Origin of the sequence: Paracoccus sp. JM45 (assembly GCF_003590715.1) — a bacterium.
Classification (GTDB): Bacteria; Pseudomonadota; Alphaproteobacteria; order Rhodobacterales; family Rhodobacteraceae; genus Paracoccus.
Genome location: NZ_QQVY01000029.1, coordinates 1 through 20029, shown reverse-complemented (window position 1 = coordinate 20029; position 20029 = coordinate 1). Strand labels below are relative to the sequence as shown.

The window sequence follows — 20029 nt, the reverse complement described above, 5'->3', positions numbered from 1 at the left end:
GAGATCAGCATCCTCGCCTCCCATCCCGAAACTCGCCTAAGATAGATCTTGCCACGAAGAACGCGGTCCGGCGAGGGTCTATGTGATCATCCGGGATGGAACATGTAGCCTATCGTGAAATATAGCAACCGTCAGTCTGAATAACATGGCCACCCGACCAAAACTCCATTTTTATATACGGCCTAAGGTGTAGGCGCGCCGTAGGTCCGCCGTTTGGCGTGGTGGCCATTATCATGTGCGATCCGTCTGATATGTCGTCGACAAGAATCGGATAGAGAGCTCGATCTGAAACAGGGTTCAAAACTAGCGCGTCCGCGCCCGGCGAGTAGATCACGAGGTACTCCCGCCTATGGTTCTCGCATATTAGGCGAGTTTCGGCGTACGCAGACACACAGGAAAATACCACCGCCACGCATGCACATCCAAAGCATTTCATTTTCGAAACCTCGTTCTCGGCCGTCCCGAATGTGATCTTATAATTGTGCTAAGTGTCGTTAATCGAGATCAATAGGCCCCAGCCTGCCCATACTTACTTCTGAAGCTGGGGCGGAAGAAGTGCATTAATATCCGCATTGACCGCTTGCCCAACAACATCTTCAGTCCAATGATGAACAATAGAGTTTTCCACTTTAGGCTTCTGAAGGGCGTTGATGATGTAACCGATGATGAGAAGCGGCATTAAGCATACTGCCCATCATCTTCACCTGCTTCTTTAACCAGAAGCACTCTTTTCTTACGCCCTGACCGTGTAACAAAAACCAATTCCTCAGAGCCATTGGCGTTGACCACATATTTCAAGCGACGAATTGAAAACACTCATCCATCAACCGATACATTTTTTTGGTCATCAGAAAGCTGAACCGTGTCCATCTCAGAGGAAAGCCTCGTGAGTATGGTTTCCAATGATTGAGCTTCGAGAAGACGGACTTCCTTCACGATCTTCTTAATTGAGATAGGCTCAAGTCCGCCTTTTTCACGCTCTTCGTTTATCCGCCGCATTGTTTTTCGGGTGAAATAGAAGCCAAGAGTTGAAGTAATTACCACAGTGGTTCCAGCCACAGCCCATCCGACCGGAGTGAGGCCTAGAAACGTTGCTGCGGGCGTGATGCTGAGTGAGCTCGCAACACCGCCCAACCCGACCGCATTTAGCCCGGCTCCGACTGACAGTGCGGCGCTGGAGGTTAGTGCTCTAGTAGCGCCAAAGATACTCGCGGCGGATACAAGGCCTAAGCCGCTAAGAAACGTGCCATTTCCCAGAACAAATGCTCCGATCCAAGTGCTGGACAAAGTGCCTGCTATATATCCAGCAGCACCTGTAGAGGCTATCCATGCTCCGGACGAATGCAGGACCGGGATCGCAATAGCAAATAGAGGCAAAGGCATAAGGGAAATCCGGCTAATATGTATGACTGTATAACAAAATGGTAATTCGTGGAGTTGTAATCAAGTACTTGTGATCGGCACTGTTTACTTTCAAATGTAACAAAAACCCTCGTTTTTGAAAGGCGCGCGAATAGAAAACTAAGCGAGTTTGATATCTGCAATTTTCCGAGGTTGATCTAATATTATTGGCATAACCGGTGTCCCGTCGCCTTGAACGACATGCTCGGAAAAAACGTTTATATGAGCAGGAATTACTGTTTCGGTTTTTCCAAAATTTAAGAACATATGTTTGGAATTTTCTGGCGTCGATTTGATCCAGTTAGGATCATCTAGGATCTGTTGACAAAAGGGATTCACGGCGGGGAATGGATGTGCTTCAAGTTGGTATCTGCAAAGGAAACCAGCTTGGCACGACACCTCATGTTGGACGAGGAGTGGATGTTCTTTGAACATTTCATTCGCACTGTCCGCGCTCCGAACGGACGCAACCCAACCAATCACCGCCTCGTTCTCGATGGGGTTTTCTGGGATTGCCAGAACAGGTTCTCCATGGCGCGATCTACCGGAGGAATTTGGCAAGCGGTCCAGCGTTTACAGGTAGTTCCGGCGCTGGACACTGGCAGGTCTCTGGGAGCAGATCATGGATGCCCTGAACGAGAGTGGGGCTGCACCAGATGCCCTGCAAATGGTTGATAGCACCGTGATCCGCGCGCACCATCAGGCAGCGGGCGCTAAAGGGGGACTTCGCGCCAGGGTTTCGGGCGCTCAAAAGGTGGCTTTACGACCAAAATTCATCTCCGCGTCAATACGGCCGGCTTGCCGATGAGAACCGAGATCACGCCAGGCCAAGCATCCGATTACAAGGGTTTCGATCTGGTCATGACCGACAACTTGCCGGTGCCAAGTGTGATGCTCGCGGGCAGAGGCTATGATGCTGACAGCATTCGTAAAAACATGGAGGCGCGGGACGTTCTGACCCAGATCCCGATGCGTAAATCACGCAAGATGCGTGTCGGTGTAGACCACGCGCTCTATACAATGCGAAACCTCGTCGAACGGTGCTTCAACAAGCTAAAAAACGCCCGGCATGTCGCTGCCCGTTACGACAAGACCGCCGAAAGCTTTCTCGGTTTCGTAGACATAACATCGATCCGTCTCTGGATCCGCTATTTGTCAACATGACCTAGCTAAAGAGTGCTGCATAAGGCGACTTATCGGGCGCTAGAAAATGTCGTCTTGGAATGATAGCTAGCCGCCTATTATGAGAAATTCACCGCGGAGTTTGCGTGAAAATTCTACGCTCGGCATCAAGCCGGATCACGCCCTCGATTTGCTGTTTGTTTTGGACCCTAAAATCCGCGTTGTCCGGCAAGTAAATAAGCCAGCGATCCAAGTCGACAAACCCATCGGTGAAAACACTTCCATCTGTCGCTATAATTTGAGCCCCTTTTGGCAAGGGTAAATTTTCAATACGATTGCCAGCTGCTGCAATGCAGCTTTCAAATGCTTTGATACTGCCATCACCATGGGTTTGCAGGGTTATCGGATGGGTGGCATCACATCGCCAGTCATTTTCCAGACTTTCACCAAGACCCGTCAGGCGGATATTGAGAGGAGTGTAACCCGTTGTGTGATATTCTTCATCGGTTTCGGCACTGAGATAACGTTCTGCTAACAGTGCATCAGTGCCACTAATGCGTACCGGATGAGGGAATTGTGCCTTCCTGAAAGTTTCGAAGTCGTCGGGGGTCTCGATGACCAACTTAGTGCCGGCGGGCATGTTTATGCCCCCTATCAGACTGTTTTCAGCCAGTACCGGTTCAAACTTCGTTTTAAAGGCCGCTGTCTGTTGCTGGCGATCGTAGTGATACCAGGCTGTAAGACAACTCATCCCCGTAAGGATGGTATAGACAAGAATACGCCAAGCCCTCAACTGGTGTCGCGTCTTTTCACTAAAAAGGATACGTAGTGTCCAAACCAGCCAAGCCAGAGTGGCAGCGTAAAAAGCCAATATGATTAAAATAGCTTCCGGAGACAAAATCGGAATTGGTATCATAGGAGGCTCCAAGGATAGACCTTGTGATGGGTCATCAGGTTTGAGCGTCCTTTGCCAGAAAAAAGGCATATAACGCGACTATTAGCCTCAAAATTTTTAGATGACAAATCGTGTCTCACGAAGAGCCGATAGCGCAAACGCCAAAAACTGTGGATTGATTGTGATTTTGTATTCTATTGCGTGCACGCTCAACGCATTTAATCGCTTCAGCTGGTGTGTTGAAAACCATCTTAGCTGGTAGTCTCAACACCCAGTAACCCTCCGCTCTCATTGCTGTATTCCTGAGTCCATCACGCTCAACTGCTTCAGGTGATGAATGATATGCTGCTCCGTCGATTTCAACGACCAGATTATCATCAACCAGAAAGTCCGCGCGGTATTGATAGCGCACCTTGCCGCCGGTGGATGGTAGCTTGATCATCTCGATCTGGTTACGCAGGCGAATGTCCTTCCCACGGACGGCGCCGAGGCCAGTGTGCAATTTATATTCTGAAACCATAGCATCCAGAAAAGCGGTTTCGGCCGGAGATTCACAATAATTCCGTAAGTCTTCGACACTGACAGGACGATTGCGAAGTTCCCGCTCGTCAGCTTCCAGTCTATCCTGCATATGGGCATGCTCTGCCCGCCTCTTGGGCTCCTCTTGTTTGTCAATGACCATCCTGTAGAGGATAAAGGGACAAGCGAGGAAGAGAGGCATGAACGCGAAGCCCAGAACGAAGAATGCGCCCATGGCCATTAAACGAAATTTCAGGGATGGCGTGTCATCTACGAATTTTTCTCTTACAAAACCAGACTTGTGCATCATTGGACCCGTAGCTGGCATTGCTACAGGCCCGAGAAGTGCTTTTGCTTCCTGGAATTTTTTTCTAGTGAAATCCGGATTGACGTCTAGGAATGGATTTCCATGTCCGACGTCACTGCGATGTCTAATTTTTGCCATTTGATACCAGAAAACCATATAAATATAAATACTTAGGCCAAAATATTACAGCTAAAGCATTGTATAAAATTGTTAGGCATTGCCAAGTTGTTAGCCCCATTTGAGTTGCGTACAAGCCGCGGCATGAGAATACCATCGTCACTGCCGCGCCTGAAAGGTTTTCGCTACCCGCGCAAGATCGTCGCCTATGCCGTTTGGGCGTACCACCGCTTTGCGCTCGGCACGGCGGATATTGAGGATTTGCTGGCAGAGCGTGGTGTCATGGTTAGCCGCGAAGCTGTTCGCCTTTGGGTCAACCGGTTTGGCGCGCTATAGACGCGAATGGAGATACGGTCGATATTCTTGTGCAGACGCGGCGAAATGCCAAAGCAGCCAAGCGATTTCTGGCAAGGCTGATTGCGCGGTTTGGCCAACCGAGGGTGGTAATCACTGACAAGCTGCACAGCTATATCAAGCCGATTGCACGTCTGGCACCAGACGCAGATCACCAGGCCCACAAAGGCCTGAACAATCGGATCGAGGGCAGTCATCGACCGACCCGGCGACGAGAGAAAATCACGGGACGTTTCAAGTCGCAAAGGCCGGCACAACGCTTCTTGTCCGCCCACGATCAGATCAACCTGATCTTCCGTCCCCGCCGCCACCGCCTATCCGCAAAATCCTATCGCCACGCCTGGGCAAATGCGCGCTGCCTGTGGGCCGACTATACCCGAGAAATGGCCTCGTAAAGGAGCCGAACAACCATCCCTACATTCGACCATCAACAACTTGGCAATGCCCCCCCGGATGCTTCTGCATAAACGCAACGAACTGCTTGCGCGACAGCTTCTTGCGGTACACAATTTCGCCTTCCGACGTCGCACCGTGCAACTGAAAGACCTGCTTGGCCAGGTCAACACTGATGATCGAGACTTCCTTCATAGCCAAATCCTCCTGATCCTGTCTGGACCACTATGGCACATAAGTGCCGTCAGGAGGGGCTACCCAACCCATCATCAAGGCCCAGCACAGGCATCGTTAATATTCGACATTCGCGGAAATGGTGGCGGGCTGCTGTCCCATGTCCGTTAGGATTAGGGATAAAAGCCCGCGTTCACCGAGCTATCCCAGCATTCCGGTATCGCCGCAAACGGAAATGGCCTGCCCGGAGATCGTTTTGCCGCGCGGGCTAGCCAGAAGCAGGATCTGATCGGCCAGTTGCTGTGGGCTGACATACTCTTTAATCGAGGTGCGCACAAAAGCGTCACTTTCGGCATCCTCGAAGCTGATGCCCTGTGCGTCGGCACGGGCCTGCAACACCCGGCGCTGGCGGTCGCCAGACACAAGGCCAGGCAGGACGGCGTTCACGCGGATGCCGTCATCACCCAATTCGATCGCCATGGATTTCGTCAGCCCAATAACACCCCATTTCGCCGCCGCATAGGGGCTGCGCAGCCGAAACCCCAACCGCCCCGCTAGCGACGAAATATTCACAATGGATGCGTTTTCGCTGTCCCGCAGATGCGGAACAGCGCGGGCGATGGTTACGAACTGGCTGGTCAGACAGATGGCTAGGCATTGCTGCACCGCCTCCAGCGACAGATCCTCAATCCGACCGCTCGGGCCTGCGATGCCCGCATTGTTCACCAAACAGTCCAGCCCGCCAAGCGCCTGCACAGCGTCGTCCATGAACGCAGTCAGTTCGATTGTCTGGGACACATCGACACGCCGGTAAAAAACGTTGTCCGGCAGCGTGGCGAGCCCGGCATCGTCAATATCGCAGGTGGCTACGCGGGCCCCCTCGGACAGAAACGCCTCGACAATGGCGCGCCCGATACCGCCTGCGCCTGCGGTCACGATCACACGGGCCTGATTGAGAAAAAGATCCATAGAACTTTCCTTATTGCTTTGTAAAGACCAGCGACAGCCACGGGATAAAGCTGATGATCATCAGATCGATCAGCAGGATCCCCACAAAAGGCACGACGGCTTTTGCGATTCTGGGAATGCTGGTTTTTGCGATATGCGAGGCGATGAACAGGTTCAGACCAACCGGTGGCGTGAACATCCCCATAGCAAGGTTGACCACCATAATGATGCCGAAATGCACTGGATTAAATCCGAAATTCAACGCGATGGGTAGCAGGATGGGCGTAAAGATCAGGATAGCGGCAGCAGCCTCCAGAAACATCCCCACGACCAGCAGCAGCAGGTTGACCAGAATGATGAACACCCATGGGCTGTCGATCGCGCCGACCACGAATTCCGAAATCACCGCAGGCACCTGCAAGGACAGGATGATACGACCATAAAGCCCCGCCGTTGCGATGATTGACAAGATCACCGCCGAGGTGATGGCGCTGTCGCGCAAAATGATCGGGATCTGGCGCAGCGGTAATTCACGATAGATGACCCCTCCCACCAGCAGCGAATACATCACGGCCACCACCGCCGCCTCGGTCGGGGTGACGATGCCGCCGTAAATGCCGCCAAGGATCAGCGTCGGCATCAAAAGCGCCAGCAGGGCCGACCGTCCCGCCCGCAGAATGCGCCCGATATTGGCCGGTTCCTCGGGCAGCGTCGTCAGGTTGCGGGCATGGAACCACGCATAGATCAGCAGCGATGCCACAACGACAAAGCCTGGCATAAACCCCGCCGCGAACATATCGCCCACGGATTGATTGGCCGAGATCGCATACAGGATCAACGGAATACTAGGCGGAATGATCACGCCCAACGCACCGGCAGCCGCCTGATTGGCGGCGGCATAGGGCGCGCCATACCCTTGGGCAATCATCGCGGGGATCAGGATCGCGCCGACCGCTGCGGTCGTTGCCGCCCCAGATCCCGAAATGGCCGCAAAAAAGGCCGATGTAACAATGGCTACCATGGCCAGACCGCCCGTAGTGCCGCCCACAAGAGTTTTCGAAAAATCGACCAGGCGGCGGGAAATGCCGCCCTCCTGCATCAAGTTTCCTGCAAGGATAAAGAACGGAATGGCCAGCAAGGGAAACGAGTTGATGGATCTGATCATTTCCTGTGGCATGATTAGCAACGGCATCACATCGCCCTGCCAGATGGTCGCAATGGCCGCCAGCCCAAGGGCAAAAGTCACCGGCACGCCCACGATTAGCAGCAGCAGTAAAAGACCGAACAAAAGGGAGATCATGGCTGTTTCCTTTCGCCGGAAAGATCGTCTGCAATGATGGCAATCGCGTTTAGCAGGATCAGGGCGGCACCCGCAGGCATTGCACCATACAGCCACCCCATCGACACGCGGGTGCTGGGTGCGGTCTGGCTGGCCACCCGTTCGGTGATGGCCCAGCCCTGCGTCAGCAACACATAGGCAAAGATGCACGACGCCGCAGCTACTGACAGGCGGAGCAAGCGGCTGATGATTGGGCTGGTCAGCATCGTCAGCAGATCGACCGCAATCAGCGATCCGTAACGATAGGCATAGGCCGCCCCCAGCATGGTCATCCAGACCATCGAAAAGCGCGACACTTCTTCCGAAAATGTCAGCGAGTTGCCGAAAATATACCGGGCCAGAACCTGCCAGCTGATCAGCACCGACATCAGCAGCAGCAGGGCTGCCAGCAGCCACCCGACCAGCCAGTTGACGCCGTCCACACCCCGGACAACCACGCGCAGCGCGTCACGCATCTGCGACCTCCTGTAAACTTGAATCGACAATGCGGGACAGACATGGACAAGGGGCCTAGTGGCCCCTACGCCTTACTGCTGAGGTTGCGTATTCATGGCCGCATCGACCAGATCCGCACCGACGGTGTCTTTCCATTTGTCGATGACAGGCTGCACTGCCGCGCGGAACGGTGCCAGATCGGGGCGCGTTACCTGCATACCAAGCGTTTCAAGTTCGCCCACCAAGCGTTCGCCCATTTCCTTCGAGGCGGCACGTTGGACCGGAGTGGCGATTTCAGCCGCCTCAATCATGATGGCCTGATCGTCGGGGGACAGCGATTCAAACAACTGCGCCCCGATCATCAGCGGCGCGGGCGAATAGACATGCTGCGTCATCGCCAGATATTTCTGAACGTCATAGAATTTCACGTCATAGATCGTCGGGATCGGGTTTTCCTGACTTTCCATCACGCCCTGTTGCAGCGCGGTATAAACTTCAGTCCAGGCCATCGGTGCGGCGTTGGTGCCAAGGGCGGTCCAGGTATCGACCTGCACGCTGCTTTCCTGTGTGCGGTGCTTGATGCCCTTTAGGTCAGCCAGCACAGTAATGGGGCGCACGCTATTTGTTTCATAGCGAAAGCCGTTTTCCATCCATGCCAGAATCTTGACCCCGGCCGCGTCGTGCAATGTCCGTGCCAGCGCATCGCCATGTTCGCTATCAAGAAACGCATAGGCCTGTTGCGGGGTTTGAAATATATAGGGCAGATCAAACAGCAGGAAGGGTTCGGCAAACCCGCCCATCGGCCCGGTCGAGGTAATGCCCATATCGATCAGGCCAAGGCCCATCCCTTCGACCACCTCGCGTTCGCCGCCTAAAGCGTTGTCGTATTGGGGCCGAATTTTCAGACGCCCTTCTGACAGACGCTCCAGCTCTTCTCCGAATTTCAGGACACCGACGGCCTGATGCGATTCCGCGCCAAGCGGCAGGCTGACATCGAATATCCGACTGTCCTGTGCCGCCGCAGCAGACCCCAGAAACCCTGCCAGCAACGTCATTCCCGTAAGCGTAAATTTTTTCATTTCGTCGGACCTCCCCATCCTTGAAATCATAATCAGGGTGTTGCTCCCCATAAAACTGTGATCTCACTTTACGATAATCATCGTAATACCCTTGCGTCAATATGTTTATTTTTAATAAAAATATAGACATAAGAAAAATTATCTATCAATAGTACCTTAACCGAGGTCGCAGTTTAGGGGATTTTCGTTGCACAATGCGGAACGGGACAGTTGGTCAAGGCTTGGCCCGCTTGCGCTGATCGAGGGATCGACGGCGCAGGCCCAGATCTATGCCCGCCTGCGCGAGGCAATAATCAGCGGCTATTTCCGACCGGGCGAAGAAATCAGCCTGCGCCGCGCCGCCGCCGTCCTTGGCACCAGCGTCACCCCCGTGCGCGAGGCGTTGCGCCAGTTGGAAAGCGATGGCGGATTAGAGGTGTTTGGCGGCAACCGGGTTCTGCGCGTTCCGATACTAACGCAGACCCAGCTTGTCGATATCCGCGACATCCGTATTCAACTAGAGGGGTTTGCCGCCGCGCAGGCCATCCATGCCATTGGCGCGCCGCAACTGCGCCTGATTTCAAATGCCTGCGCGATCATGCAACGGGCGGCGGATACGGGCGACGCGGATCTGTATCTGGAAAGCAACTGGCGGTTTCATTCGCTGATCTACCGCGCGGCCGGGCGCGCGGTTTTGATGAACACCATCGAGGGGATGTGGCTGCGCGTCGGCCCGCTGATCAGGCAGGCCGTGACGGCGCCGCTTCATTTCCAACGATCCATGGCAAGCCACCGCGCCGCCGAACAGGCGCTGCACACAGGCGACGCCAGCGCCCTGCAGGCAGCCATCATCTGCGATATCTCTGAGGCGGCATCTGATCTGGGCCAGTCCATGCAGGGTCTCGAAGAAAAAGAGATCAGCGTCGCTTAGATAACCGCGTCATCAAACATGGGGAGGAGACCCGACATTATGACACGCACTGTCGCTATCATAGGGTGCGGTCTGATTGGCCGCGCATGGGCCATCGTTTTCGCGCGGGCAGGGATGACCGTTCGTATCTGGGATGCCGATCCTAGCGTTCTTGAAGCCGCGCACGACACCCTGCGCAAGGCTTGCCACGAGGTTGGCGAAGACCCCGCAATTCTGGCCAATGTCGTCGCCGTGGCCGATATGGAAACCGCGCTGGACGGCGTGGAATGGGTGCAGGAAAACGGCCCCGAGCGGCTAGACATCAAGCGGGCGATCTATGCCGATCTGGACCGGCTGGCGGCACCTGACACAATCCTTGCTTCGTCCAGTTCGGCAATCGTCGCATCGCAGTTCGCCGAAGGGCTGGCAGGCGTGTCGCGCATCCTTGTGGCGCATCCTGTCAATCCGCCCCATGTCGTTCCGGTGGTAGAACTGTGTCCATCGCCTGGCACCTCAGCGCATGTCATGGACCGAGCCGAGGCGCTGATGCGCGCGGTGGGGCAGGTTCCGGTGCGAATGGCACGCGAAATCGACGGCTTTGTTCTGAACCGGCTTCAGGCCGTTCTGCTGGCCGAGGCTTTGTCTCTGGTCGCACAAGGTATCGTTACGCCGCAGGGTCTGGACAATACGATCGCCCACGGGCTTGGCCGACGCTGGACCCTGATGGGGCCACTGGCCACGATCAATCTGAACGCGCCCGGCGGAATTGTGGATTATCTGGATCGTTTTGGCCCGACCATGGCCCGGCTCAGCGATGGGGCCGCGCGCGGCGCGGCGTTTGACCAGAACACCACCCGGATCATCGCGGCCAGCATGCCCCCACCGGACCGCGTACAGGACCTGAGCCGCCGCCGCAATGAACGGCTGGCGCAGCTGGCACATTTCCTAAAATCCAACGAACAGGATCATTGATATGGCGACCAAAAACAAAGTTATCATCACCTGTGCCGTCACCGGCGCGATCCATACCCCGTCGATGTCGCCCTATCTGCCGGTCACCGCATCGGAAATCGCCGATGCCGCCATAGGCGCGGCCGAGGCAGGGGCCGCCGTGGTGCATCTGCACGCGCGTGATCCCAAAGATGGCCGCCCTGATCAGACCCCCGAAGGATTCGAGCCATTTCTGAAGATTATTAAGCAGCGGTCCGATTGCGTGGTCAACATCACCACCGGCGGCGCGCCCACCATGAGTATTCAGGAACGCGTCCGCCCCGCGGCGACGTGGCGGCCAGAACTGGCATCGCTGAACATGGGGTCGATGAATTTCGGGCTGTTCCCGATGCTGGCGCGTTTCGATGCACAGTTGAAACATCAATGGGAACGCGATTACCTTGGCAATAAAGGCATCCTGTTTCACAACACTTTTGAAGATATCGAACATATTCTGACCACGCTGTCACCGCATGGCACACGGTTCGAATTCGAATGCTATGACACCGCGCATCTTTATAATCTAAAACACTTTCACGATGCTGGTCTGGTCAAAGGGCCGCTCTTTATCCAGACGGTGTTCGGTCTGATGGGCGGCATTGGTGCGCATTACGACGATGTGATGCACATGAGGCGCACAGCCGACCGGCTGTTTGGCGATCAATACAAATGGTCGGTTCTGGGTGCTGGCAAAAACCAGATGAACATCGCGGCGATTTCTGCGGCGCTTGGCGGCCATGTTCGTGTCGGGCTTGAAGATTCGCTGTGGGCGGGGCGGGGCAAGCTGGCCGAAAGCAACGCCCAGCAGGTCAGGTCCGCCCGCCAGATCATTGAGGGTCTCGGACTGGAAATCGCCACACCTGACGAGGCGCGCGAGATGCTGGCTCTGAAAGGGACAGATACGGTTGGATTCTGATCCGGTCCCGAGAAGCGCGCCACCCTGCCCGAAGGCGAGGCATCGATTCCACGATGCAGCCTTTAAATCATCAATGTTAGTTTTGTAAAGGAATGTGCTTTTTGGCAATCTATCGTCTGGGGGAATTCGAACCCGTTCTGCCTAAAGCTGGGTCTTACTGGATTGCGCCGCAGGCCGTCCTTGCCGGTCGTATCCGGGTGGGGCAAAACGTGGGCATCTGGTTCGGTGCTGTTTTGCGCGCAGAAGCCGAGTGGATCACCATTGGTGATGGCACGAACATCCAAGATGGATGCGTGTTGCATGTCGATCCCGGCTATCCGCTAGATATCGGGCGCAACTGCACCATCGGGCACCGGGCCATCGTGCATGGCTGCACGATTGGCGACAACACCCTAATCGGGATGGGGACTACCATTCTAAACGGGGCGCGGATCGGGCGGAACTGCCTGATTGGTGCAAATTGCCTGATCACCGAAAATAAAGTAATCCCCGACAATTCGTTGATTATGGGATCGCCGGGCAAGGTAATTCGCGAACTGGATAATACCGCAATTAGAAACCTGACACTTTCGGCAGAAGGATATCAGCAAAGATGGCGGCAATATGCAGATGATCTGGAGGGCATTGAATGATCGAATCTCCTGAAAAATTATTGCGCACCATGTTCGACGCGGCCATTGTGGCAGCGCAACCGGAGGAATGCGTGCCCCCGCATCTGCCCTCGGCCCCAAAGGGGCGGGTGATCGTGATCGGGGCAGGTAAGGCATCCGCCGCCATGGCCCGCGCCTGCGAGGATCATTTTCCCGGTCCGGTGTCAGGCCTTGTTATTACGCGCTATGGCTACGCCGTTCCCTGCCGCCAGATCAAGATCGTCGAGGCCGCCCATCCTGTTCCCGATCAAGCTGGTCTGATCGCCGCGCGCAAAATGATGGCATTGGTCAAGGGACTGTCAGCCGACGATCTGGTGATCTGTCTGATATCAGGAGGGGGATCGTCCCTGTTGCCCATGCCCCTTGGCGATCTGACGCTGGATGACAAACAGGCGATCAGCCGGTCGTTGCTGTCCTGTGGGGCCACGATTACCGAAATGAACTGTGTCAGGCGGCATATGTCAGGTATCAAGGGCGGCAGGCTGGCTGCGGCATGTTGGCCTGCTCGGGTTGTTAACCTGATGATTTCGGACGTGCCGGGTGACGATCCTGCTGACATCGCCTCGGGTCCTACGGTCGCCGATGCGACGACCTGCGCCGAAGCGATGCAGATACTGGATCGCTATGGAATTGACGTGCCGGCCCCTTTGCGCGCCCTTTTGCGAAGCGGTCAGGGCGAAAGCGTCAAGCCAGACGATCCGCGCATGAACGTCGAAACCCGCATCGTCGCGGCCCCGCAGGCATCGTTGCAGGCGGCGGCGTGCGTGGCCCGTGCATCGGGTCTGGCGGCCTATATCCTTGGCGATGCCATTGAGGGCGAGGCCAGAACCGTCGGCACGGTCATGGCGGGCATCGCGTGTCAGGTGGTGCGCCACGATCAACCGTTCACAAAACCCTGTGTGTTGTTATCGGGGGGCGAAACGACGGTCAAGGTATCGGGAAACGGACGGGGCGGCCGTAATGTTGAATTTCTGCTGTCGCTTGGGATCGAGCTGAACGGACAGGCGGGGATCTATGCAATTGCGGGCGATACCGACGGCGTTGACGGGATCGAGGACATCGCAGGCGCGATCCTGCGCCCCGACACCATCGTGCGCGCGCGCGCATTGGGGTTGGTGCCGCGTGACAGCCTGACAAATAATGACGGCCACGGGTTTTTCGGCGCGTTAGGCGATGCAGTCATCACCGGTCCGACTCTGACCAATGTCAATGATTTCCGCGCGATCCTGATCAGGTGATCCATAGGCAAGGCAATGTCCGAGCGGCAATTGAAACCATGGCCAAACATCTGCAAACCCCTGGCCGGCCGTCCTGTCTGACGCCTGCTGTGCCGCGCCGGTTGCCGGATAAGGAGTTTTGCCAGCTTCTGATGCTCCGGCTTGCCGGACGAGCACTCGAAGGCGCACTGGCATGGTCGATCCAGACCCTGCGGGCGGCACGGGAGGCTGATCTGGTCTTTGCAACGCATGTGCAGTTCGAAAACTGGCAAGCCACAATGGGGAACCTGCTCTGTAACCTCGACTGGCAACTCTCCCCGCGTGCCGGCAAATTGCGGGCCAAGCCATGCCATGCTAATCTGGGCGCGCCCTTGTCGATCATCAGCCTCACCACAGCGGCAAAGCTGATGCTCTGCGCATGGGCTGCAGAGCAAAGCGAGGCAAAGCGCAGGGCCATCCTGGCGACGGTCAGGGCGTAAGACCCGCCAGACATGACCATCCCTTCCCCTCGCTGATAGTGATCTTCCCAAGATAAACACCGGGTTGATCTAATGAGCAGTCTGGCCGGGGTTCGCGACGCTTCTCTGTTCGAACGCCATACCCGTGCGGAGATGGGTATAGATCCATGCGAGTTGGATGGAGACACCCATTCTGCCTCTGCAGGTGTAAAAAATAAGCATAAAAACTATAATTTATAACAAGGAGATATTGATTTAATTATTCAAAATATATCCACATTGCTAACCACCGAAAGCTTTGCACGAGAGGGTTCATGCTCGTTGCAAAGGCGACTTACACTGAGTCCGACGCATGCGTGTTTTGCTCAAGGTGGCCGGTACAAACCGAGCGTTCTTAAGCCGCAAAGCCACTGCACGTAGATTCGCATCCGTTTTCAAACGACCGGTTGATGATAGCTTCGAAAATTGGAAGTTAGCCGGCGTGGATCTTGCGAACTTGACCTAGTCGAGGATTCTCCCTCTTTCCCCTTGGTGATCCTAATACATCACTTTCGCATAGGTGGGATCTGTCGGCAGGCTATTGAAACGCCTTTAAAAGCATCTTTAATAGTGCTAATAAAGGAGCAATTAACAGTGCTTTTATTGGGGGAGTATGATGGCTCACATGATCCATGCAGGTGTCACAGCTAGCGTTACCGAGCTGAAACGTAACCCTATGGGAACTATAGCAGCGGGCCACGGTGGCGCGGTTGCGATCCTGAACCGCAACGAGCCTGCTTTTTACTGCGTGCCGGCAGCAGAGTACGAGGCAATGCTGAGCATGATCGAAGATGCCGAACTCAATGCCATCGCTGATAGTCGCGTCACCAGTCGTGAAATCGCGGTGTCTCTGGATGAGCTATAATCTTCGCTTCAAGGAGGAAGCAAAGAAGGAATGGGATGCGCTCGGGGCAACGGTACGGACGCAGTTCAAGAAAGCTTTGGAAAAGCGTCTGGAAGAGCCACATATCCCCTCCGCCAGGCTCTCTGGATCTCACAATCGCTATAAAATCAAACTGCGTAGCGCTGGTTTCCGGCTTGTCTATGAGGTTCGTGATGAAGTGTTGGTCGTCGTTGTCATTGCGGTAGGTAAACGCGACAAAAGTGCTGTTTACAGAAAGGCAGAACAAAGACTTTGAGGGAGTGTCATAATTGCGCCGCCGGGCACGACCTCGGGCTTGCATTGTGCGGAATACGGGTCTTATGCAGCGGTTCTGATGGGAGCCTTGGGATCTGCCGCAGGTTGTGGAAATGCGGCTCGAAACAGGGGGGAAACCGCCCCCGCGCTGTCATGCTCCAAAGCCCGCTAAAATGCCAGCCCTTGCTGGGCTAAAACCGGCATCTGGGACGTGTAACGCTGCGAAAGACCATTTCCTGCTAGCTTACCATTCCAGACCCGCCTGAAGCTATGCGCCAAGGGGGGGTGTTTCGTTTGCAGGATATGCGCGGTGTATACCAGAATTGCATTCTGGCCTCCGCGCTGTGTTTTGAACTGATGCGATGAACAGGTTTTGCATTGCCTGCAACGCAACATTGCAGACCGGAAAAAAGCGCCGCGGCAGACGGTGAGGCAGATCCCCTGGACGGCTCTGGCAGAACGCTAGTCTCAGCGACGGTGCGGCAGCGTTGAGGGCTATCCGAAACAACTGCAGTACTTCCCCCTCACAGCGCCTGAGAGGCCCGTAAAGGCGCGAAAGCCTGTTTTTGGCAGTACTGGGACATAAATGGCAAACAGGCAGCCCTGTGAGGCTGCCTGTCGATGTATCGCATGGCGTCAATCTGTGATCAGGGCAGATCAGCGATCCTGATTGTTCTTGGCGACCCGCGTATCGGTCGGGAACGCGGTGATCGTGACAATGTCACCGGCATCCACCGAAGCGCGGCTTAGCTCGACCGAGGTCAACACGCTGTCAGCGCGGACCTGGACCGTCTCGACAGCCATCGCCGAGGTAAAGGCGTCGGGACGCTCGTTTCGGCTGCTTGTAGCAGCGCCAGCGATACCAGCGGTCAGCGACAGGGCTGTCAGGGCGGTGAGGATAAGGGTTTTCATGGGTCAGTCTCCGGTGCGTGTTGAGGGACGATCCAACGCCCCGATGTGTCTTTGCTTATGAAGACCGATACGCAGCCGCAGACCCGTTTGTTACAGTGAAGCAAATATTTCCTGAACTATGGATGGTCATACAAAAAAAATGCTCTATTTCTTGCCATCAGTAATAGATTGTCAAACAACCAGGATGATAAAATGAAAACTTGTTATGTGCATCTTGGCATGCCCAAAACGGGCTCTACAGCAATACAGTCGGCTTTATATAAAGTCAGCCTTGATAAGATTGCTTATGCCGATTTAGAGACGCCCAATCATGGGGTCCAGTTGATTTCTTCATTTTCAGAATCTCCTGAAGAGTTTTATATATTCAGGAATAACAGAATTAATAAAGAAGAAGCAGATAAAATCAAAAATAAAAATAAAAATAAACTAGTAAAAGCTACAAACTCAAACAAAAGCATAATTTTCTCTGCCGAAGCTATTCCAGACCACCTTTCTCCTGAGGGAATTAAGGAGATGGTAGAATTTATGAGGAATAGGTATGACCAAGTAAAAGCAATAATGTATTTAAGGCCAGCAGCAGATCTTTCATCTAGCCAGTTTCAAGAACGCATTAAAAGCGGACTTTCTAATTTTAAGCTCCCACCTCCGAATTACAAAAAGCGAATGAACCCAGCAATTGAAGCATTTGGACGTGATAATATAGATTTTATTAGATACTCTAGAAAAGATCTAATTGATGGCGATATTGTGAAAGATTTTATTCACAGGATTGGAATTAATCTCCAACAAAAAGAAGGAAGCCCTGAAAATACATCTTTGTCTGCTGAAGCTGTTGGAAAAATATACGTTTTTAATAAGCTAATTTCCCACTATCTACCGATAGAACAGCGTACAAAATTAAGGAACTTATTGAAAAAAGAGTTAGTCAAGGATTCTGGAACTCCTTTTATACTGGACTCAGCCTTGATCGAAAAACACCTGAAGAAAAATTCTCAAGATATAAAGTGGGCTGAAGAAATATGCGGCTTCAGTCTCAGTGAACATATGTCTGATAGAAATAAAGTGATTTCGAACGAAATTGACTTGATAAATGCATCCGGAATTAAAAATTAATTATTCAAAACTACAACGAGCTCAATAAGATGAAAACTTGTTATCTCCACCTTGGCATGCCGAAAACTGGATCCACGTCTATTCAGGAAGCATTCTTTCGTTATGACAAAAATGGTCTTTCTTATGCTAAGCTGAATGAAAAAAACCATGGTCTACCTCTTGCAGCTATTTTTTCTAAAAATCCTAAAAAATTGCGAGAATTTTCATGGAGGGAAACTCCTTTTGATGAAATAAATGAAACTATAAAAAGAATGCACAGACAGGTGCAGCGCTGCTTTGTAGGGAATAAAAGCATAATATTTTCTGGAGAAGCTATAATAGATCAGCTGGATAACTTAGAATTTGATAACCTCGTAAAAACAATGAAAGATAACTTTGATAAAGTTGTTGCAATAATTTATGTAAGACCTCTCGCGTCAATGGTTTCCAGCCAAGTCCAACAAAGAATTCGGATGGGGCAAAATGATTTTAAACTTCCTTTGCCTCAATATAGAAAACGCATAGAGCCTGTAGTAAAAAACTTTAATAGAGAAGATATAATATTAACAAGATTTGATAAAGATAATTTAATTGGAGGAGATATTGTTACCGACTTTGCGCAGCGGATAGGAATTGAAGAATCTCCCAAAAGTAATATCAAAACAAACGAGACGTTATCATCTGAAGCACTTGGTGCACTGCTTGCTTTTAATAGATTTTCAGCTCCCCTTCTTCGCCCGAAAGAACGAACAAAAATAAGACGACAAATGGACACTATGTTGAAAGGTATAGGGAAGATAAAATTTGGAATATCTACAGATTTAGTGAAAGAACATATTTCGTCTAATATTGACGACATTTCTTGGGCTGAAAATATTTGCGGCTTCGACCTTAGAGGTGAAATCAAATCCGTTCCAAATCCAATAAGCAATTATGAGCAATTAGTAGATTTAGCCTATAGCTTTAAAAACTCTCAATAGGCACTCCGCATTATTTATGTAATAATCTTTATTAAATAATCTTGATAGTATTTAATTTTTTTAGAGGCTTGATAAGTTGTCTTATGCAGCAGGTTCTATAGAGAGGTCGAAGTATGCCGCAGGTTGTGGAGATATTTCGCTTACGGAATGAAAATCCCAAACACACTGGCGTGATGGTCTGCATCCGGTTCCCATACCCCAAGTGTCTGGTCAGGGTAACAAGTTCAGGCCGCCAGTCATGCTGGCGGCCTTTTTCAATTTTACCGATCAGCGATCCTGGTTGTTCTTGGCCACCCGTGTATCGGTCGGGAAAGCGGTGATGGTCAGAATATCACCGGCATCCACCGAGGCGCGGCTCAGCTCGACCGAGGTCAACACGCTGTCAGCGCGGACCTGTACGGTCTCGACAGCCACTGCCGAGGTGAAAGGCACAGGACGCTCGTTGCGGCTATCAGTAGCGGCGCCAGCAATACCAGCGGTCAACGACAAAGCGGTCAGGGCGGTCAGGATAATGGTTTTCATGGGTCAGTCTCCGGTGATGTTGAAGGGACGATCAACGCCCCGATGTGTCTTTGCTATGAAGACCGATACGCAGCCGTAGACCCGTTTGTTACAAATCTATGACAAGGTTTCTGAAAAACGTGGGAAGATATGGTGAAGGTCCGTAAGGCTAGTTTTGCGACGAGACCTTTGTGCAATTATTGTGGTGTACTCATGAATCCTTTATACGATGGAGTAGTAGCCCGCCGGGTCAACGGCGCTGTTCACCAAGAGAATATTATATGACGCTTTTGAAGCTGGCTGCATATGAGCAGCCACTAAAATGGCTTGCTTTGGCATTAGGTTTGCTCAGCACGATTTCCATCGTTCAAAATTGGCAGTTTGCGGCAATGGCGCTTGGACTGCCATTTTGCTTAATCTGGATTTTTTGCGGATGGCTTCGTAACGAACCACAATTGAAATTTATAAATATCGTATTCTCAATCCTCTATATTTACGGAATTATACGGTATCTTCTGACCAATAGTTGATAATAAAGGGCACAAAACAGATAGTATATCCAAGCATACTCGATGCTCGTCATACTATACTCAGCGGCATTGGAGTGGTTTGCAGATTTTATAAATTTTTTGCAGATCATGGGATATTCTAAAGTTATCCACCCTGAACATTATTGCAGGTCAGCCAAGCCTCGCTACGATCTGCCCACCCTTCCATGACCGACTCTGCGCGGGCAATGCCCGCGTGACGCATGGCTTCCATGTATGTAGCGGGAGCACCATTATCTCGGGCATGTTGCGCAACATCATCATGAGCAGCAGTCGCTTCGTCCCAGTCTTCCAAAGTGATGCTGGTACCCAACATGTAACATATGAACGTTAAATGTTCGCGGTAAGAAGCGGCTTCAACATCGTGGGTCGCCGCAAAGACAGATGTTGCGGGCAGGATAAAGGAAATCGCAATAAAGATCTTTCTCATTGCAAAGGCTCAATCATCTAAGCGCATTGAAATCAATATACAGATCGACGGCCATTCAAAATGAGGGTTTAGGTAAAGTGACCTGCCACGGGTCTTTCATCCAGCCGCGACCGGAGTCCAAGGGTTGTTTACGCCGATTGGCGCAGGTTGAGCAATCGCCCGACGCGCGGAGCTTTCATCTCGCGC

23 protein-coding genes and 2 pseudogenes are annotated in these 20029 nt (G+C 52.7%); 13 read left to right on the top strand and 12 right to left on the bottom strand.

Annotated elements, in window-relative coordinates; translation table 11 throughout:
* Window positions 1-529: 529 nt before the first annotated feature.
* Both DWB67_RS18130 and DWB67_RS18125 read right to left on the bottom strand, forming a co-directional pair.
* Window positions 530-679, bottom strand: coding sequence for a hypothetical protein (locus DWB67_RS18130; protein WP_182911647.1), 150 nt, complete (start codon window positions 677-679; stop codon window positions 530-532).
* Window positions 680-816: 137 nt separating this feature from the next.
* A complete protein-coding gene (locus tag DWB67_RS18125) occupies window positions 817-1059 on the bottom strand; it encodes a hypothetical protein (RefSeq protein ID WP_182911646.1) in 243 nt (80 codons plus the stop codon).
* 693 nt (window positions 1060-1752) lie between these two features.
* On the opposite strand from DWB67_RS18125, the pseudogene DWB67_RS16705 reads away from it, so the two are divergent.
* Window positions 1753-2565 (top strand): annotated as a pseudogene (locus DWB67_RS16705) (IS5 family transposase).
* Between the two features lie 88 nt (window positions 2566-2653).
* Here DWB67_RS16705 and DWB67_RS16700 read toward each other — a convergent pair.
* Entirely contained in the window at window positions 2654-3508 is an 855-nt protein-coding gene (locus DWB67_RS16700; protein WP_220475172.1) for a hypothetical protein, read from the bottom strand.
* A 46-nt stretch (window positions 3509-3554) separates the two neighbouring features.
* Window positions 3555-4400: an endonuclease domain-containing protein gene (locus tag DWB67_RS16695; RefSeq protein WP_119808701.1), complete on the bottom strand. Its 846-nt coding sequence runs from the start codon at window positions 4398-4400 to the stop codon at window positions 3555-3557.
* A 105-nt stretch (window positions 4401-4505) separates the two neighbouring features.
* Between DWB67_RS16695 and DWB67_RS16690 the strand changes: the two are divergent.
* A pseudogene (locus DWB67_RS16690) lies at window positions 4506-5110 on the top strand (transposase).
* 19 nt (window positions 5111-5129) lie between these two features.
* Here the strand turns inward: DWB67_RS16690 and DWB67_RS18120 are convergent.
* From DWB67_RS18120 to DWB67_RS16670, 5 genes are all read right to left on the bottom strand, one after another.
* The gene (locus DWB67_RS18120) at window positions 5130-5303 is read right to left on the bottom strand and encodes a hypothetical protein (RefSeq protein ID WP_182911645.1); all 174 of its coding nucleotides are present in this window, start codon (window positions 5301-5303) and stop codon (window positions 5130-5132) included.
* 180 nt (window positions 5304-5483) lie between these two features.
* Window positions 5484-6251: an SDR family oxidoreductase gene (locus DWB67_RS16685; RefSeq protein ID WP_119808700.1), complete on the bottom strand. Its 768-nt coding sequence runs from the start codon at window positions 6249-6251 to the stop codon at window positions 5484-5486.
* Between the two features lie 10 nt (window positions 6252-6261).
* Window positions 6262-7530 carry a TRAP transporter large permease gene (locus DWB67_RS16680; RefSeq protein WP_119808699.1) on the bottom strand — a complete coding sequence of 423 codons (1269 nt, stop codon included), beginning with the start codon at window positions 7528-7530 and terminating at the stop codon, window positions 6262-6264.
* Window positions 7527-8024 (bottom strand): TRAP transporter small permease, encoded by a 498-nt coding sequence (locus tag DWB67_RS16675; protein WP_119808698.1) that lies wholly within the window; start codon window positions 8022-8024, stop codon window positions 7527-7529. The genes DWB67_RS16680 and DWB67_RS16675 overlap by 4 nt, the downstream gene beginning before the upstream one ends.
* A 72-nt stretch (window positions 8025-8096) precedes the next feature.
* Window positions 8097-9083 carry a DctP family TRAP transporter solute-binding subunit gene (locus DWB67_RS16670; protein WP_119808697.1) on the bottom strand — a complete coding sequence of 329 codons (987 nt, stop codon included), beginning with the start codon at window positions 9081-9083 and terminating at the stop codon, window positions 8097-8099.
* Between the two features lie 187 nt (window positions 9084-9270).
* On the opposite strand from DWB67_RS16670, the gene DWB67_RS16665 reads away from it, so the two are divergent.
* From DWB67_RS16665 to DWB67_RS16630, 8 genes are all read left to right on the top strand, one after another.
* A complete protein-coding gene (locus DWB67_RS16665; protein WP_119808696.1) occupies window positions 9271-9993 on the top strand; it encodes a GntR family transcriptional regulator in 723 nt (240 codons plus the stop codon).
* A gap of 39 nt (window positions 9994-10032) precedes the next feature.
* Window positions 10033-10944, top strand: a complete 912-nt coding sequence (locus DWB67_RS16660; RefSeq protein ID WP_119808695.1) for a 3-hydroxyacyl-CoA dehydrogenase — start codon at window positions 10033-10035, stop codon at window positions 10942-10944.
* A 1-nt stretch (window position 10945) separates the two neighbouring features.
* Window positions 10946-11878, top strand: a complete 933-nt coding sequence (locus DWB67_RS16655) for a 3-keto-5-aminohexanoate cleavage protein (RefSeq protein WP_119808694.1) — start codon at window positions 10946-10948, stop codon at window positions 11876-11878.
* 101 nt (window positions 11879-11979) lie between these two features.
* Complete coding sequence (locus DWB67_RS16650; RefSeq protein ID WP_119808706.1) at window positions 11980-12510, top strand: gamma carbonic anhydrase family protein; 531 nt, start codon at window positions 11980-11982, stop codon at window positions 12508-12510.
* A complete protein-coding gene (locus tag DWB67_RS16645) occupies window positions 12507-13766 on the top strand; it encodes a glycerate kinase (protein ID WP_119808693.1) in 1260 nt (419 codons plus the stop codon). The genes DWB67_RS16650 and DWB67_RS16645 overlap by 4 nt, the downstream gene beginning before the upstream one ends.
* Before the next feature lie 38 nt (window positions 13767-13804).
* Window positions 13805-14224, top strand: a complete 420-nt coding sequence (locus DWB67_RS16640; RefSeq protein WP_147385963.1) for a hypothetical protein — start codon at window positions 13805-13807, stop codon at window positions 14222-14224.
* Between the two features lie 634 nt (window positions 14225-14858).
* The gene (locus DWB67_RS16635) at window positions 14859-15107 is read left to right on the top strand and encodes a type II toxin-antitoxin system Phd/YefM family antitoxin (protein ID WP_119808705.1); all 249 of its coding nucleotides are present in this window, start codon (window positions 14859-14861) and stop codon (window positions 15105-15107) included.
* Window positions 15097-15381 carry a type II toxin-antitoxin system RelE/ParE family toxin gene (locus DWB67_RS16630; RefSeq protein WP_119808691.1) on the top strand — a complete coding sequence of 95 codons (285 nt, stop codon included), beginning with the start codon at window positions 15097-15099 and terminating at the stop codon, window positions 15379-15381. The genes DWB67_RS16635 and DWB67_RS16630 overlap by 11 nt, the downstream gene beginning before the upstream one ends.
* 656 nt (window positions 15382-16037) lie before the next feature.
* Here the strand turns inward: DWB67_RS16630 and DWB67_RS16625 are convergent.
* Window positions 16038-16292 (bottom strand): hypothetical protein, encoded by a 255-nt coding sequence (locus DWB67_RS16625; RefSeq protein WP_119808690.1) that lies wholly within the window; start codon window positions 16290-16292, stop codon window positions 16038-16040.
* A gap of 192 nt (window positions 16293-16484) precedes the next feature.
* On the opposite strand from DWB67_RS16625, the gene DWB67_RS16620 reads away from it, so the two are divergent.
* The gene (locus DWB67_RS16620; RefSeq protein WP_119808689.1) at window positions 16485-17405 is read left to right on the top strand and encodes a hypothetical protein; all 921 of its coding nucleotides are present in this window, start codon (window positions 16485-16487) and stop codon (window positions 17403-17405) included.
* Between the two features lie 56 nt (window positions 17406-17461).
* Window positions 17462-18364: a hypothetical protein gene (locus tag DWB67_RS17920; RefSeq protein ID WP_220475170.1), complete on the top strand. Its 903-nt coding sequence runs from the start codon at window positions 17462-17464 to the stop codon at window positions 18362-18364.
* 267 nt (window positions 18365-18631) lie between these two features.
* On the opposite strand, the gene DWB67_RS16615 is transcribed toward DWB67_RS17920, so the two are convergent.
* Window positions 18632-18886, bottom strand: coding sequence for a hypothetical protein (locus DWB67_RS16615; RefSeq protein ID WP_119808688.1), 255 nt, complete (start codon window positions 18884-18886; stop codon window positions 18632-18634).
* A 260-nt stretch (window positions 18887-19146) separates the two neighbouring features.
* Between DWB67_RS16615 and DWB67_RS16610 the strand changes: the two genes are divergently transcribed.
* Window positions 19147-19395 carry a peptidase gene (locus DWB67_RS16610; protein WP_182911644.1) on the top strand — a complete coding sequence of 83 codons (249 nt, stop codon included), beginning with the start codon at window positions 19147-19149 and terminating at the stop codon, window positions 19393-19395.
* Window positions 19396-19519: 124 nt separating this feature from the next.
* Here DWB67_RS16610 and DWB67_RS16605 read toward each other — a convergent pair whose 3' ends face one another.
* Window positions 19520-19843, bottom strand: a complete 324-nt coding sequence (locus tag DWB67_RS16605) for a hypothetical protein (protein WP_119808687.1) — start codon at window positions 19841-19843, stop codon at window positions 19520-19522.
* Window positions 19844-20029: the final 186 nt, after the last annotated feature.